Source organism: Streptomyces sp. CA-249302 (genome assembly GCF_050936785.1).
Lineage (GTDB): Bacteria > Actinomycetota > Actinomycetes > Streptomycetales > Streptomycetaceae > Streptomyces.
This window is the reverse complement of the sequence record NZ_JBNJMG010000001.1, coordinates 6,789,718-6,802,210: the sequence shown is the minus strand read 5'-3', so window position 1 is coordinate 6,802,210 and position 12,493 is coordinate 6,789,718. Positions and strand designations below refer to the sequence as shown.

Genomic DNA, 12,493 nt, shown 5'->3' with positions numbered 1-12,493 from the left:
CGGGTCCCCCGGGCGGGTGACGGGAGTGGCGAACGTCCGCTTGACGTCGTCGTGAGCCATGGACACGTAAAAACGGCACCGCGCAGCCCCCTCCACTGCGCGGTGCCGCCGCGCAGCTTTGCTTACGCGAATTACCTTGGTCTGAACTTACGTGACGTGTGGGGCTGGAAGCGACCCCTGGGGATAACAATGTGGAAACCGATGCGGCCAGAGTCTGGCCTACTTCGGTTCTAGGGTCGCGCCATGACCCTGAGGATCACTTGGAACCAGGCGAGCGCGCGGCGGCTGGAACGGCAGTTCCTGGCCAATCCCGCAAAGAAGGACACTCCCGTCGCCGAAATCGTCGGCGCGATGCTCGGTGCGCATGCGCAGGTGCTGTCCGCGGCCGAGTTGTCGGTGGGGGTGCGCGCGGTGGGGGTGACGCGGGCCGGGGTGCGGGAAGCGCTCTGGAAGGGGCCCGGGGAGAGGCTCCGGGAGGGGCCCGGGGGGAGGCTCCCGGAGGGGCCCGGGGGGAGGCTCCCGGAGGGGCGGAGTCTGGTCAAGATGCATGGGCCGCGGGGGACCGTGCATCTGCTGCCGGCCGGTGAGCTTCCGATGTGGTGTTCCGCGTTGCCGGCCGTGCGGTCGGGGGCGAGCCCGTTCGCGGTGGGGGTTCGGGTGAGTGAGGAGCAGGCTCGGGAGATCGTGGCGGCGATCGGGGATGCGCTGGAGGGGGCGACTCTGACCATCGACGAGTTGAGCGAGGAGGTTGTCGCACGGGTGGGCGCCTGGGCCGGGGATCCGGTGATGCCCGCGTTTCAGGGGATGTGGCCGCGGTGGCGGCAGGTGATGCATCGGGCGGGGCAGTCGGGGGCGCTGTGCTTCGGGCCGGATCGGGGGCGCAAGGTGACGTACACGCGGCCGCCGGAGTTCACGCCGCTGGGGGCGGAGGAGGCGGTGCGGGAGCTGGTGCGGCGGTATCTGCGTGCCTATGGGCCCGCCACTCCGCAGAACTTCGCCAAATGGCTGGCGGGTGGTGCGAGGTGGGCGGTGGAGCTGTTCGGGCGGCTGGCCGAGGCGGGGGAGATCGAAGAGGTCGTCTTCGAGGGGGATGGGGGGTGGTGGGTGGTTGCGGGGGACGTGGAGTTCCCTGAGGGGGCGGTGTCCGGGGTGCGGTTGCTTCCTTATTTCGATGCGTACGGCATTGCCGCGCAGCCCCGGGAGACGCTGTTCCCGGGGGACGCGTATCGGCGGGCGCTGGCGCGGGGGCAGGCCGGGAACTATCCGGTGCTGCTGGTTGACGGAGTGGTGGCGGGGGTGTGGCATCAGCGGCGGCGGGGGCGGCGTACGACGGTGACGGTGGAGCCGTTGGGGCAGCTGACTGCGCGGCAGGAAAGGGAGTTGGGCGAGCAGGTGGGGCGGATCGGTGAAGTGCTGGAGGCGGAGCCGGAGTTGGTGGTCGGGCCGGTGACGGCGGGGCCGCACGCCTGACCGGTGCGGCTGTGCCGCTATCGCTTGCGGGTCTCGAAGAGGTGCCGGGTGCTGTGGGCGATGAAGGGGCCCGTCGTCTCGATCTGGTTGTGCAGGGTGCGGAGTTGGGGCTCGTACGACTCCGGTGTGAAGTCCGGGACCATCCAGATCACCTTGCGGAGGAAGTGGACTACGGCCGCGATGTCGTGGAACTCGATGCGGAGGCGTTCCGCGCGGAGGTCGGTGATCTCCAGGCCGGCGGCTTCGGCGGCGGTGCGTTCGCGGTCGGGGTGGCGGGCGTTGCGGGAGGCTTCCGGCTGGGGGCCCAGGAAGTACTCGACGAGTTCGTAGACGCTGCTCGGGCCTACGTGCTGGGCGAAGTACGTGCCGCCGGGCTGGAGGACTCGGGTGATCTCCGGCCAGTGCGGGGCCACGGGGTGGCGGCTGGCGACCAGGTCGAAGGTGGCGTCCGCGAAGGGGAGGGGGGCGTCTTCGGGGGCGGCTACGACCACCGTGCCGCGGGGGCGGAGGAGGGTGGTGGCCTTGGTGACGTTCGGGGGCCAGCCCTCGGTGGCGGCGGTGAGGGTGGGGGTCTTGGGAGCGCGGGCCAGTGCGAAGTCCAGGACCTCTCCGCCGCCCGTCTGGATGTCCAACGCGGCGGTGGCCTGGGCCAGGCGGTCGGCCAGGGAGACGGCGTAGCCCCAGGACGGGCGCTGCTCGGTGGCTCGGCCCTCGAACCAGGAGAAGTCCCAGCCGTCGGTGGGGACGGCTGCGCCCTCTGCGACGAGGGATTCGTAGGTTCGCATCGGTGGTCCTCGCGGGTGGTCGTGGGTGGGGTCGGGGTCGGGGCCGTACGGCGAACCCGCCGCCGACGGTACTGCTGTGGGTCGGGAGGGGAACGAGCCCAATTAGCCACGTAAGCGGCGGGTTGCGCCGTACCGCCCCGACCCGCTCCGGTGCGAGAGCGGCTGCGGGTGCGTGGGGCGGCCCGACCCGCTCCCGTGCGAGAGCGGCTGCGGGTGCATGGTGGCGGCCCGACCCGCTCCGGCGCGAGAGCGGCTGCGGGTGCATGGTGGCGGCACCGACTCGCTCCCGTGCGTTCGCGGCTGCGGGACGGTGGGGCGGCACTGACTCGCTCCCGTGCGTTCGCGGCTGCAGGTGCGTGGGGCTTTGCTTCCTCTTCCCTTTCCTCTACGGCACCAAGGGGCGGACTTGCTGGGCTGTGAAGCGTACGAAGGCCTCGGGGTCGGGGTCGTCTCCCGTTGGCTGGAGGATCACGCGGTCTGCGCCTGCCTCGGCCAGGCGTTGGACTGCCTTGGCGACGGTGGCTGCGTCTCCGGCTACGCCCAGGTCGGGGACGTCTGCCAGGCCCTCGTCGGCGAGTTCGGCGCGGAGGCGGGCGGGGCCGTCGGGGCCGGTGGCCGTGAGGAGGTAGACGACGATGGGGTGCGGGTCGGTGGACCGGCCTGCTGACTCGCGGCCCTCGTCGATGAGTTGGCGTGCTCGGCGTACGCCGTCGGGCGTGGTGGATGCGGTGAGGATGGTGCCGTCGGCTGCTGCGCCGGAGAGGCGGAGGGTGCGGGGGCCCGTGGCGCCGGCGAGGACGGGGACGGGGTTGGGGTTGGGGTTGGGGTTGGGAGCTGTGGGGGGCCAGTCGAGGGCGACGTCTCGGAGGTGGACGTAACGGCCCTCGGTGGTGAGGCGCTCACCGCGGAGTAGGGCGCGGAGGGCGTCCAGGTGTTCTCGGAGGAGGGTGAGGGGGGATTCGGCCCGTGCCCCTACCTGGGCCATCCAGTCCTGTACGCCGTGGCCGACGGCGATGATCGCGCGGTCGGGGAACAGGCGGTGCAGTGCGGCCGTCTCCATCGCGGTGATGGCCACGTTACGGAGGGGGACGGGTAGCAGGCCCACGCCGATGCGGACCCGTTCGGTCCAGGCCAGGGCCGCGGCGGCGGTGGAGATGCCGCCCTCCCGGAAGCAGTCCTCCCAGAGCCAGAGTTCCTCCAGACCGCTCTCGTCGGCGAGGCGGGCGACCTCGCGGAGCCGCTCGGGAGGGAGTTGGGGGCGGAACACTGCGCCGAGTCCGGTCATGGCTCCTTCCTAGCCTGGCGGACGCGGCCGTTCAACGGCTTTTGGGCGGCCGGCTCGTAGCGCATGAGTACGACGCCGTTGGAGAAGGTGTGGCTCTCGATGAGGCGGAGGGATGCCGCGATGTCGGCCTCCGGGAAGAGACGGGTGCCGTGGCCGACGAGGGCGGGGTGGACGTAGATCCGGAACTCGTCGACCAGGCCGAGGCGGAGGAACTCGCCCGCCACCTCCGCCCCGCCGAGGCCGAGGTCGCCGGTGTCCTGTTCCTTGAGGGCGTGGACCTCCTCAGGAAGGATTTGGCGTACGACTGTTGTGTTCCAGTCGGCCTTCTCCAAGGTGCGTGAGTAGACGACCTTGGGGATGTCCCGCCAGATCCCCGCGAATTCGATGGTGGTGGGCGAGGCGTCGGGGGCGGTGTCGGCGGTGGGCCAGTAGGCGGCCATGAGTTCGTGGACGCGACGGCCGCTGAGCAGGGCGCCGAACTGTCGGATCGTGTCGTTCATGTGCTGGTGGAGTTCTTCGTCGACCCGGTGCCAGCTGATGTCGTGGTCGGGGCCTTCGATATAGCCGTCGAGGGAGATGGACATCATCAGGACGATGTTCGGCATCGGCGGCCTCGTTTCGGGCGGCTGTTCTTGTGCGGGCGGCGCCCACGCTACGCGTGCGGATACGTTCTGTTGAGGTGGTGGGCGGGTGTGGCGGATGTGGGAGGCGAGGCGGCGGTATGGGGCGGAGATGGCGGGACGGGTGGGGGACGTTGGTCGTGTGTGCGGGGGACGGTGGAGCCGGCTCCCCTTCGGTCTCCGTTCCGCTGGAGATCGCCGTTTCCTATCGCGCCCGGACCAAGGGGTTGTTGGGGCGGGACTCGGTGGAGGGAGCCTTGCTCCTCTCCCCCGCCAACAGCGTGCACACCTTTCGGATGCGCATTCCCATCGACGTCGCCTATCTCGACCGTGGCTTCAAGGTCATCGCCGTGCGGACGATGAAGCCCGGGCGGTTGGGGCTGCCCCGGCTGCGGGCCCGGCATGTGGTCGAGGCGGCGGCCGGGGCGATGGCGGGGTGGGGGTTGGGGGTCGGAGCTCTGGCGCGGGTGGAGGTCAGCTCTCCGTACGAGGGAAGGTGACCTCGACCCGGCGGTTCTTCTTGCGGCCTGCTTCCGTGGAGTTGTCGGAGATCGGGTACTGCTCGCCGTAGCCCCGGACCTCGAAGGTGATGTTGGGGTCGTTCAGGTCCTGGTCGAGTACGCCCTGTACGGCGTCGGCGCGTTGCTTGGACAGGACGTCGCCGTGGGCGGAGGAGCCGAGGTTGTCGGTGAAGCCGAAGACTCGGACCTGGGTCGCGTTCTGTTTCTTGATTTCGTCGGCGATCGTGGCGATGCGGGCCTTCGCCTCGGCGCTCAGCTTCGCGCTGTCCTTGCTGAAGAGGACCTCGGCCTGGAGGGCGAAGGTGACGGTGGTGTTGGTGTCCTCGCGGCGTTCGTCGCCGGACTGGTCCTCGACGACCGACTTGATGTCCAGGACCTTGGGGTCGGCGAGGGTGGCGCCCTCGGGGAGTTTGAGGTCCGGGTCGTTGGGGTCGACCTTCACGGGCGCCGAGGCGGAGGCCTCCGTGTCCGGGGCGAGGGAGGGGGTCGGGGTCTCGTCGGCTTGGGCGGTCGCGGCGCCGAACAGGTTCGTGGCGATCACGAGGGTCGCGGCCGTGAGGATCGCGGGGAGGCGTGGAGTGGTCACGGTGGGCCTCAACCGGAGATCTGGATAGTGGCGGTGGCGAAGCCCGGCAGCTGGAAGTCGACCTCTGTGGTGCTGGCCGGCGGTGAGGGGAACTGCATGAACACCGGGATGGACTCTCCGGACTTCAGCGCCGGCAGCCCTGTTGTGGTGAGGGGGCGGCCGTCCGTGTCGCGCAGGACGTAGTAGCGCTTCTTCCCCTTGGAGTCCACGAGCGTGGCACCCCCGAGCGAGCTTCCGTTCTTGATGATCTCCGTCTCGTTGCCGCTCAGGTTGGAGGGGATGACGGCAGTGCCGGCACCGTCGTTCTTGATGGTCCCGTTCACCGTGACGAACCCGCCGGAGTCACGCTTGGCGGAGGTGATCTGGAGCAGCAGGCTCTGCGGGCCCTTGAGTTCGGCCAACGGCTCGTCCGACTGCCCCTCCTGCGTGCTCGGCTTGGATCCGCTCTCCTTGGAAGCGGAGGCCGTGGTGTCCGGCTTCTTGTCGTCGCCGCCGCTTCCGCCGCAGCCGGTCACCCCGAGGGCCAGACCAGCCGCAACGGTCAGCACGACCATCCCCCTGCGGGCCTTCGCAGTGAACCGAATGCTCATCTCTCTGTTTCCTTCTCCACTCGTCGTTCGCTTCTCAGTCGGCCAGATGGACGTCGAAGAGGTCCTGCGGCTCCGGAAGATCGGTGAGGTCGTCCGGGTTGAGGTCCCAGGTCTTGTCCTTGCAGGCGAGTTGCGGCAGCGTGCCGTCTTCGGCGCCCTCGCCGGGCAGCTCGAAGGTACAGAGCGACTCGATCACCGCGACGGCCGAAGCGGTCGACCTGGTGTTCTCCGTACCGGGGACGATGGACTCGCCGACCGTTTTGTTGGTCGTGACGTCGACGTCGTAGCGCAGAACACCCGCCGTGCAGGCGTCCAGATGGGCGTCGTTCTGCTCGGCGAGCTGACCGGCACGGTCACACCCGTCGACCGCTCCGACCCCGTCGAAGATGTCCTGCCACTTGGTCGGGTCGAGTACGTCGTCGACCCAGTCGCCTGCCAGTTGGTCCCGGGTCTTCTGGGCCGCCGCCAGCGCCGCCGCGTCGGCGGCCGTCTGCGCGCCGTTCCGGTTGACCGCGGCCTGGCCGACCGCGAAGTAGGCGAACGCGAGAAAGAGCAGGCCCGCCACCACCGTGATGTAGATGGGGAAAGCCTGCCCTGCGTCGCCGTACCTGCGCGCCCGCCTCAGGTGATTTCGGCGATCTTCGCCTTGATCTTGTCCAGGATCGTCTGCCCGATGTCCGTACCCGTAATCGCCAGCACGATCGCCACCACCACCGCGATGATCCCCAGATACTCGACCGCGGTCTGCCCCTTGTCGCCCGCGCGCCTGCGCATCGCCTCGGCCGTCGTGTTCTTCCAGCCGTTCACGCGCACCTTGGCCGCGACGGCCTTCCTCAGCATCAGGTCGCTCATGGTGCTTCCCTCCGGGTTTGCTTCCGACCTCGGCACCGTACGGTGCCGTCCCCCGGTCCCCGAAGGGTCCCTGGGCCCAATTGTGGGCCCAGTCCAAGGCCCGCCCCCTCACCGCGGCTCACCCCAGCCCTCGGTCCGGGCCCGGCGCGGTGCCGAGCCATTTGGCGGTGGCCTCGGAGCGGGTGGTGCTGTGGAGCTTGGCGAAGATGCGGTTGATGTGGTTCTTGACCGTCTTCTCGCTGATGAAACAAGTGGCGGCGATCTGTTGGTTGTTCATGCCGGACGCGATGAGGTCCATGATCTCCGCCTCCCTTGCGCTGAGTTGAGAGTTCGACTTTCTTGAGAACTGTCCCACATCTGGTTGCAATCGCGAAAGCCCTTTCGCGAAAATGGCTTCTGACAAGGGTGTTGTGAGGTTCTCGTTGTGTGCAGTCGCACTTGTCTCCCGTAGTTGGGCCAGCAGTGCGTCCGCCGCCGTGGACGTGAAGTGTGCCCGGCCCTCCTTGATGTCCCGTACCGCCGACACCAGTTGGTCCGCCGTGAACTCGCCGTGGACCAGGTAGCCGCCCGCGCCTCGGCGCAGCGCCTCCTGGACGATCTCCGACTCGCGGCTGTACGTCAGCATCACCACCGGTGCGAGCGGCACCAGGTGAGGGAGGGCGGAGATGCCGTCCACGCCGGGCATGCGGACGTCCAGGAGGACCACGTCCGGGCGGAGTCGGTTCGTCGCCTCGTAGGCCTCGCGGCCGTCGGTCGCTTCGGCCACTACCTCGATGTCCGCACGGCCGGATAGGAGCGCGGTGAGGCCGGCGCGGACCACCGGGTTGTCGTCGGCCACCACTACCCGGAGGGGCGTTGCCGGTTGGGGTGGCGGGAAGTGCTCGAAGGGGTTCGGTGGCGGCGGGTGCGGGGAGTCGGGGTGGGGAGTGGTCGGGTCCGGCATCGGCTGCCTCCTCTCGTCGGCGTGGGGGGAGTCGGGCGTCGTAATCAGCGAAGTCGTGTTCATGCGGTGTCCGAAGGGAGAGCCGCCAGGGGGAGTTCCAGGTGGACCTCCGTGCCGTGGGGGTGGGCTCCGCGGCCTATGCGGATGCGGGCGCCCACGGAAGCCGCGCGCTCGACCATGCCGACCAGACCGAAGTGGCCTGCCTGGCGGAGTTGTTCGAGGGTCGTGCCGGTGGGCAGGCCGCGGCCGTCGTCGTGGACGGTGAGGGTGAGGAGGCCGTTCCGGACACCTGTCGTCACCTCGACCCGGGTGGCCTGGGCGTGGCGGTGGGCGTTCTCCAGGGCCTCGGCGGCGATCGTGAGGAGCTGGCGGGCCACGGCAGGGGGGAGGAGCTGCGGGGCGGAATCCGGTGTGGTGGGGCGGTAGGTGGTGGGCAGGCCGGTGCGGGTGGTGAAGTCGGCGGTGTGGGCCGCCAAGTCGGCCAGGATGTCCGTGCCGTGGTCGGGGTCGTGTTCGCGGCGGAGGTCGGTGAGGAGTTCGCGGGACTCGGCGGCGGCCCGGCGGGCGGATCGGGAGACCAGGTCGGCTTGTTGTCTGATCAGGGGCGCGTCGATGCGGTCGGCGTCCGCGGAGGCGGCCAGGCCGTCCGCGGCCAGGGCGACGCCGTGCAGGGTCTTGGCCACCGAGTCGTGCATCTCGCGGGCCAGGCGGGCGCGTTCGGCACTGACGGCCTCGGTGACCGCCAGGCGGGCCTGGACCTGGGTGAGGGCCTGGGTCGCGGTGCCGAAGCGGAGCATGAGGTTGCGGAGGGACGAGCCCACGGCGCCGGCTATCACGCAGAGGCCGGGGAGGAGCAGGGACTCGGCGAGGTTCGCGTGCAGGTCCCTGGTGGTCGCGGAGACCAGGAGGAGGATCAGGGACTGGAGGGAGGCGAAGCAGGCCGCTCCTCGCCAGCTGTAGACGATGCCGGCCAGGAGGGGGGTGCAGACGCTGACGTACGCGAGGGTGGTGTCCGGGCCCGCCGAGATGAGGAGCAGGGAGCCGAGGAGGGTGTCCGCGGCGAGGAGGGTGGGGTGGCGGAGGAGGAGGGGGCCGAAACGCTCCCAGTCGCGGTAGAGGACGTACGAGCCCATGAACGTGACGACCACGGCGGCGCCCACCAGGCGGGTGGGTATGCCCGGTGCGGCGTTGAGGAGGGCGGCGGGGGCGGCCAGCGCGATCATCGCCAGGCGGAAGGCGAAGACCTGACGGCACATGGCCTGGAGGGCGTTGATCTGGAGGGGGATGGTGGGGGCCTTGGGGGTACGCCTCTTCGGCGATTCCTTCGGGGTCTCCAGGACGGTCGCCCGGTCGGCCGGCATCGGTTCGAGCGGCCGATCCGCTCGCGTCGCCTGTCGTGGGACTCCCGGCAGCGGACGGGGCGCGTCCGCCGCCGGTACCCAGCCGGGCGGGAGCGCCGGTGTCACCGACGTCACGGGGACGTCGGGGGCGCCCGTGCGGGCGTGGGCCGGGAGGACCGTGCCCGTTGGTGGGGTGGTGATCTCCGGGGTTTTGGGGCGGCGCCACAGCAGGCCGCTCGCTTCCCTCGTCGTCGCCATGTCCGTCGCCCTCCTCGTCTGCTTGCCCGTGATCGTGCCGGATGCCTACTTGCCCGTGATCGTGCCGAAGTCGGTGCCCGAGCCGAGCAGCAGGCCCGCGCCGAGCAGGAGCAGGGTGGCCGGGACCATGAACGTGGTGATCATGAGGGTGGCCCGGGGTACGGCTCGCGCGGCCTTGCGGCGGGCGTTCTGGGCGTCCGTGCGGCGCATGTCCTTGGCGAGGGAGACGAGGGTGTCGACGATGGGGGCGCCGAGTTCCTCGCCCTGTTGGAGGGCGGTGACGAACATGGCCACCTGTTCGGAGTCGTTGCGCCGGCGCAGTTCCGCGAAGGCCTGGCGGCGGCTCATGCCGAGGTCCATCTGGCGCAGGGTGATGCGGAGTTCGTCGGCCCAGGGGCCCTCGTAGCGGTGCGCCACGCGGTCCAGGGCCTGGCGGAAGCCGAGGCCCGCGCTGACCACGACCGCGAGTACGTCCAGGAAGTCGGGGAGCGTCCGCTCGATCACGTCCTTGCGGATGCGGATCGCCGCCCAGATGCCGACCTCGGTCCAGAACGCGCCGAAGGCGAGGAGGAGAAGGGCGACGAGGTACTGGCCGCGCATCAGGAAGACCAGGAAGCCGACCGCGCCGAGGAAGCCGTAGACCGCTCGGCGGGCCGCGTAGCGGTCGATGGTCAGGCCGCCGGGGTTGCCCGCCAGGTCGATCCTGCGGCGGTACTTGGCCACCAGTTTGGGGCCCATGAGGCGGAGGACTGCGGGGGCGTAGCGCATGCCCATGCGGTCGATGAGGGAGTCGACGGCGCCGGTGCGGGTGGCGCCGACCTCCAGGGCCAGCACCAGGTCGCTGGGGAGTTTGGCGTCCGCGCGGTACATGCGGATGCCGGCGAAGACGCCCCAGACGCTGAGGCCCATGGCGAGGGCGAGGAGCAGGGCCATGTCGGATCCTCCTTCCTCAGACGTCGATTCGGGACATACGGCGGATGAGGACGAAGCCGACCGCGTAGAGCCCGAACGCGATGAGCACGCAGGCCTGGCCGATCGGGGAGCCGGTCATGCGGTCCAGGGCCCCCTCCTTGACGCCGTCCATCAGGAACAGGGCGCCCACTCCCATGACGGGCACGGCGTACGCCGTCATGTTGACCTGGGCCAGCTGGGTGCGGATCTCGCGGCGGGTCTCCTTGCGCTCCTCCAGCGTCTCGGTGAGGTTGCGCAGCGCGCCGACGACCTGGCCGCCCGCCCGGTTGGACAGGACCAACGTGGTCACGAGCACGACCAGTTCGCGTGAGGGCAGCCGGTCGGCGAGGTCGCCCAGGGCGTCGTCCATGGACTGGCCGATCGCCAGCTGGTCGGCGACCTTCTCCAGCTCCTCGCCGGCCGGCGCCTCCATCTCCTCGGCCGCCATGCTGATCGCGGTACGCAGGGCGAGGCCGGCCTGGGTGGCGTTGGCCAGGATGCGGGCCAGTTCGGGGAGTTGGTTGATGAACTTCTCGATGCGCTTCTGGCGCTGCCAGTTGAGGAACTGGAGCGCCGCGAAGACGCCCAGCAGGCCGGCGATCGGGCCGAAGAAGGGGGCGAGGGAGGCGTCGCCGACGATCCAGAGGGCGGCGACCGCGCCGAGCATGTAGACGAAGAACTCGCCCGGGGTGACGTCGAGTCCGGTCGCGACGAGCCGCAGCTCCAGCTTGCGGCCCGCCTTGGTGCGGCGCAGCCGCCGGTCCAGCTTGCGGAAGCGGCGGCCGCGGCCCTCGGCCGTTATCTGGCCGGAGTGCGACAGCCGCTCGATCAGTGCCGCCCGCTCGGCCCGGCCCGCGGCGTAGGCGCGCAGGCCGGCGACGGCGAGGACGCAGGTCAGCAGCGTTATGCCGGTGGTGAGTTGGACGAGGGTGTGCAGCTCCATGGGGACTACCTGGCTTCTCGGATGGCGAGCTGGTGGGAGGACTGGGCGACGCCGAAGGCCTGCGGGACGGGCTGGTTGGCCATGAAGAGGCGGTCGGCGGTGCGGCGGGTGAGCGGGAAGTGCTGGAAGGTGCCGTGGATCCGGCCGTCGGGGGTCATCGGCTGAGCGTTGAAACGGGCGACGGTCGCGAGACGGTACGGCTCTCCGCCGTGGCTGTCGAGCAGGGCGATCTCGGTGATGCGGCGCATGCCGTCGGCGAACCGGGTGAGCTGGATGATGACGTCCACCGCGCTGTTGATCTGGTCGTGCAGCGCCACGAAGGGGACCTCGACGTCGGACATGGAGGCCAGGGTCTGGAGCCTCATGAGCGCGTCCTCCGCGCTGTTGGCGTGGACCGTGGCGAGCGAGCCGTCGTGGCCGGTGGACATGGCCTGGAGCATGTCGAGGGACTCGCCGCCGCGGACCTCGCCGACCACGATGCGGTCGGGGCGCATCCGGAGCGAGTTGCGGACCAGGTCGCGGATGGTGATGCGGCCCTGCCCCTCGACGTTCGGGGGGCGTGCCTCCAGCCGTATGACGTGGGACTGCTGGAGCTGGAGTTCCGCCGAGTCCTCGATGGTGATGATCCGCTCGCCCTCGGGGATCAGGCCGGAGAGGGCGTTGAGGAGGGTCGTCTTCCCGGTGCCGGTGGCGCCCGACACGATCACGTTGAACCGGGCCTGCACCAGGCCCGCGAGCAGGTACAGGGTGGGCTCGTCGAGGGAGCCGAGGCCGATCATCTCCTGGAGAGTGAAGGAGCGCGGGAAGCGGCGGATGGTGAGGGTCGCGCCGGTGAGGGACAGCGGCGGGATGATGACGTTGACGCGCTCGCCGGACGGAAGGCGGGCGTCGACCATCGGGTTCGACTCGTCCACGCGGCGGTTGACCGTGGAGACGATGCGCTCGATGGTCTGCATCAGCTGGTCGTGGGAGGCGAAGCGGAGGGGGAGCTGTTCGACGCGGCCGGCCCGCTCGACGAAGATCGCGTCGGGGCCGTTGACCATGATCTCGGTGATCGACGCGTCTTCGAGGAGGGGTTCGAGGATGCCGAGGCCGAGCGCCTCGTCGACCACCCTGCGGATGAGCTGCGAGCGTTCGACCGTCGAGAGGACCGGGCCCTCTCGGCTGATGATGTGGCCGAGGACGCGCTCCAGGCGGGCCCGGCGTTCGGCGGCGGCCAGCGAGGACATCTCCGCGAGGTCGATCTCCTCCAGGAGCTTGGCCCGGTAGGAGGCGACCAGGTGGCCGTCCTCGCCCCGGTGGCCGTTCTCCTCCGGGGAGTTGATGCGTGCCCGCAGGCTCATGGTGCT

The 12,493-nt window shown here is 70.3% G+C and carries 14 protein-coding genes; 2 read left to right on the top strand and 12 right to left on the bottom strand.

The features are described 5' to 3' along the window. The first annotated feature begins 243 nt into the window (after positions 1-243). A complete protein-coding gene (locus ACQEWB_RS30760) occupies positions 244-1,470 on the top strand; it encodes a winged helix DNA-binding domain-containing protein (protein WP_432836652.1) in 1,227 nt (408 codons plus the stop codon). A gap of 17 nt (positions 1,471-1,487) precedes the next feature. Here ACQEWB_RS30760 and ACQEWB_RS30755 read toward each other — a convergent pair whose 3' ends face one another. The 3 genes from ACQEWB_RS30755 to ACQEWB_RS30745 form a co-directional block, all read right to left on the bottom strand. Beyond that, on the bottom strand, positions 1,488-2,255 hold the full coding sequence (locus tag ACQEWB_RS30755) for a class I SAM-dependent methyltransferase (protein WP_432836650.1): 768 nt from the start codon (positions 2,253-2,255) through the stop codon (positions 1,488-1,490). A 385-nt stretch (positions 2,256-2,640) separates the two neighbouring features. Beyond that, positions 2,641-3,540: an LLM class flavin-dependent oxidoreductase gene (locus ACQEWB_RS30750; RefSeq protein WP_432836648.1), complete on the bottom strand. Its 900-nt coding sequence runs from the start codon at positions 3,538-3,540 to the stop codon at positions 2,641-2,643. After that, complete coding sequence (locus ACQEWB_RS30745) at positions 3,537-4,145, bottom strand: dihydrofolate reductase family protein (RefSeq protein ID WP_432836646.1); 609 nt, start codon at positions 4,143-4,145, stop codon at positions 3,537-3,539. Before ACQEWB_RS30745 ends, ACQEWB_RS30750 begins: the two co-directional genes overlap by 4 nt. Before the next feature lie 116 nt (positions 4,146-4,261). Between ACQEWB_RS30745 and ACQEWB_RS30740 the strand changes: the two genes are divergently transcribed. Beyond that, positions 4,262-4,660, top strand: coding sequence for a DUF192 domain-containing protein (locus ACQEWB_RS30740; RefSeq protein WP_432836644.1), 399 nt, complete (start codon positions 4,262-4,264; stop codon positions 4,658-4,660). On the opposite strand, the gene ACQEWB_RS30735 is transcribed toward ACQEWB_RS30740, so the two are convergent. The 9 genes from ACQEWB_RS30735 to ACQEWB_RS30695 form a co-directional block, all read right to left on the bottom strand. Beyond that, entirely contained in the window at positions 4,635-5,267 is a 633-nt protein-coding gene (locus ACQEWB_RS30735) for an OmpA family protein (RefSeq protein ID WP_432836642.1), read from the bottom strand. The two genes, ACQEWB_RS30740 and ACQEWB_RS30735, sit on opposite strands and share 26 nt — an antisense overlap. Positions 5,268-5,275: 8 nt before the next feature. Further along, positions 5,276-5,857 (bottom strand): hypothetical protein, encoded by a 582-nt coding sequence (locus tag ACQEWB_RS30730; RefSeq protein ID WP_432836640.1) that lies wholly within the window; start codon positions 5,855-5,857, stop codon positions 5,276-5,278. A 34-nt stretch (positions 5,858-5,891) separates the two neighbouring features. Continuing rightward, positions 5,892-6,482, bottom strand: a complete 591-nt coding sequence (locus tag ACQEWB_RS30725) for a pilus assembly protein TadG-related protein (protein WP_432844105.1) — start codon at positions 6,480-6,482, stop codon at positions 5,892-5,894. Then, positions 6,479-6,709 carry a hypothetical protein gene (locus tag ACQEWB_RS30720; RefSeq protein ID WP_432844103.1) on the bottom strand — a complete coding sequence of 77 codons (231 nt, stop codon included), beginning with the start codon at positions 6,707-6,709 and terminating at the stop codon, positions 6,479-6,481. Before ACQEWB_RS30720 ends, ACQEWB_RS30725 begins: the two co-directional genes overlap by 4 nt. Positions 6,710-6,827: 118 nt before the next feature. Then, positions 6,828-7,652, bottom strand: a complete 825-nt coding sequence (locus tag ACQEWB_RS30715) for a response regulator (protein ID WP_432836638.1) — start codon at positions 7,650-7,652, stop codon at positions 6,828-6,830. A 59-nt stretch (positions 7,653-7,711) separates the two neighbouring features. Continuing rightward, the gene (locus tag ACQEWB_RS30710; RefSeq protein ID WP_432836636.1) at positions 7,712-9,250 is read right to left on the bottom strand and encodes a histidine kinase; all 1,539 of its coding nucleotides are present in this window, start codon (positions 9,248-9,250) and stop codon (positions 7,712-7,714) included. Positions 9,251-9,295: 45 nt separating this feature from the next. After that, a complete protein-coding gene (locus tag ACQEWB_RS30705; RefSeq protein ID WP_432836634.1) occupies positions 9,296-10,183 on the bottom strand; it encodes a DUF5936 domain-containing protein in 888 nt (295 codons plus the stop codon). Positions 10,184-10,199: 16 nt separating this feature from the next. Next, positions 10,200-11,144: a type II secretion system F family protein gene (locus ACQEWB_RS30700; RefSeq protein ID WP_432836632.1), complete on the bottom strand. Its 945-nt coding sequence runs from the start codon at positions 11,142-11,144 to the stop codon at positions 10,200-10,202. 5 nt (positions 11,145-11,149) lie between these two features. Then, complete coding sequence (locus tag ACQEWB_RS30695; RefSeq protein WP_432836630.1) at positions 11,150-12,487, bottom strand: CpaF family protein; 1,338 nt, start codon at positions 12,485-12,487, stop codon at positions 11,150-11,152. Positions 12,488-12,493: the final 6 nt, after the last annotated feature.

Excerpts from the sequence above, each read along its gene's own strand:
- ACQEWB_RS30760 (WP_432836652.1), top strand. The coding sequence starts at position 244 with ATGACCCTGAGGATCACTTGGAACCAGGCGAGCGCGCGGCGGCTGGAA.
- ACQEWB_RS30755 (WP_432836650.1), bottom strand. The coding sequence starts at position 2,255 with ATGCGAACCTACGAATCCCTCGTCGCAGAGGGCGCAGCCGTCCCCACC.
- ACQEWB_RS30750 (WP_432836648.1), bottom strand. The coding sequence starts at position 3,540 with ATGACCGGACTCGGCGCAGTGTTCCGCCCCCAACTCCCTCCCGAGCGG.
- ACQEWB_RS30745 (WP_432836646.1), bottom strand. The coding sequence starts at position 4,145 with ATGCCGAACATCGTCCTGATGATGTCCATCTCCCTCGACGGCTATATC.
- ACQEWB_RS30740 (WP_432836644.1), top strand. The coding sequence starts at position 4,262 with ATGGGGCGGAGATGGCGGGACGGGTGGGGGACGTTGGTCGTGTGTGCG.
- ACQEWB_RS30730 (WP_432836640.1), bottom strand. The coding sequence starts at position 5,857 with ATGAGCATTCGGTTCACTGCGAAGGCCCGCAGGGGGATGGTCGTGCTG.
- ACQEWB_RS30720 (WP_432844103.1), bottom strand. The coding sequence starts at position 6,709 with ATGAGCGACCTGATGCTGAGGAAGGCCGTCGCGGCCAAGGTGCGCGTG.
- ACQEWB_RS30715 (WP_432836638.1), bottom strand. The coding sequence starts at position 7,652 with ATGCCGGACCCGACCACTCCCCACCCCGACTCCCCGCACCCGCCGCCA.
- ACQEWB_RS30710 (WP_432836636.1), bottom strand. The coding sequence starts at position 9,250 with ATGGCGACGACGAGGGAAGCGAGCGGCCTGCTGTGGCGCCGCCCCAAA.
- ACQEWB_RS30705 (WP_432836634.1), bottom strand. The coding sequence starts at position 10,183 with ATGGCCCTGCTCCTCGCCCTCGCCATGGGCCTCAGCGTCTGGGGCGTC.
- ACQEWB_RS30700 (WP_432836632.1), bottom strand. The coding sequence starts at position 11,144 with ATGGAGCTGCACACCCTCGTCCAACTCACCACCGGCATAACGCTGCTG.
- ACQEWB_RS30695 (WP_432836630.1), bottom strand. The coding sequence starts at position 12,487 with ATGAGCCTGCGGGCACGCATCAACTCCCCGGAGGAGAACGGCCACCGG.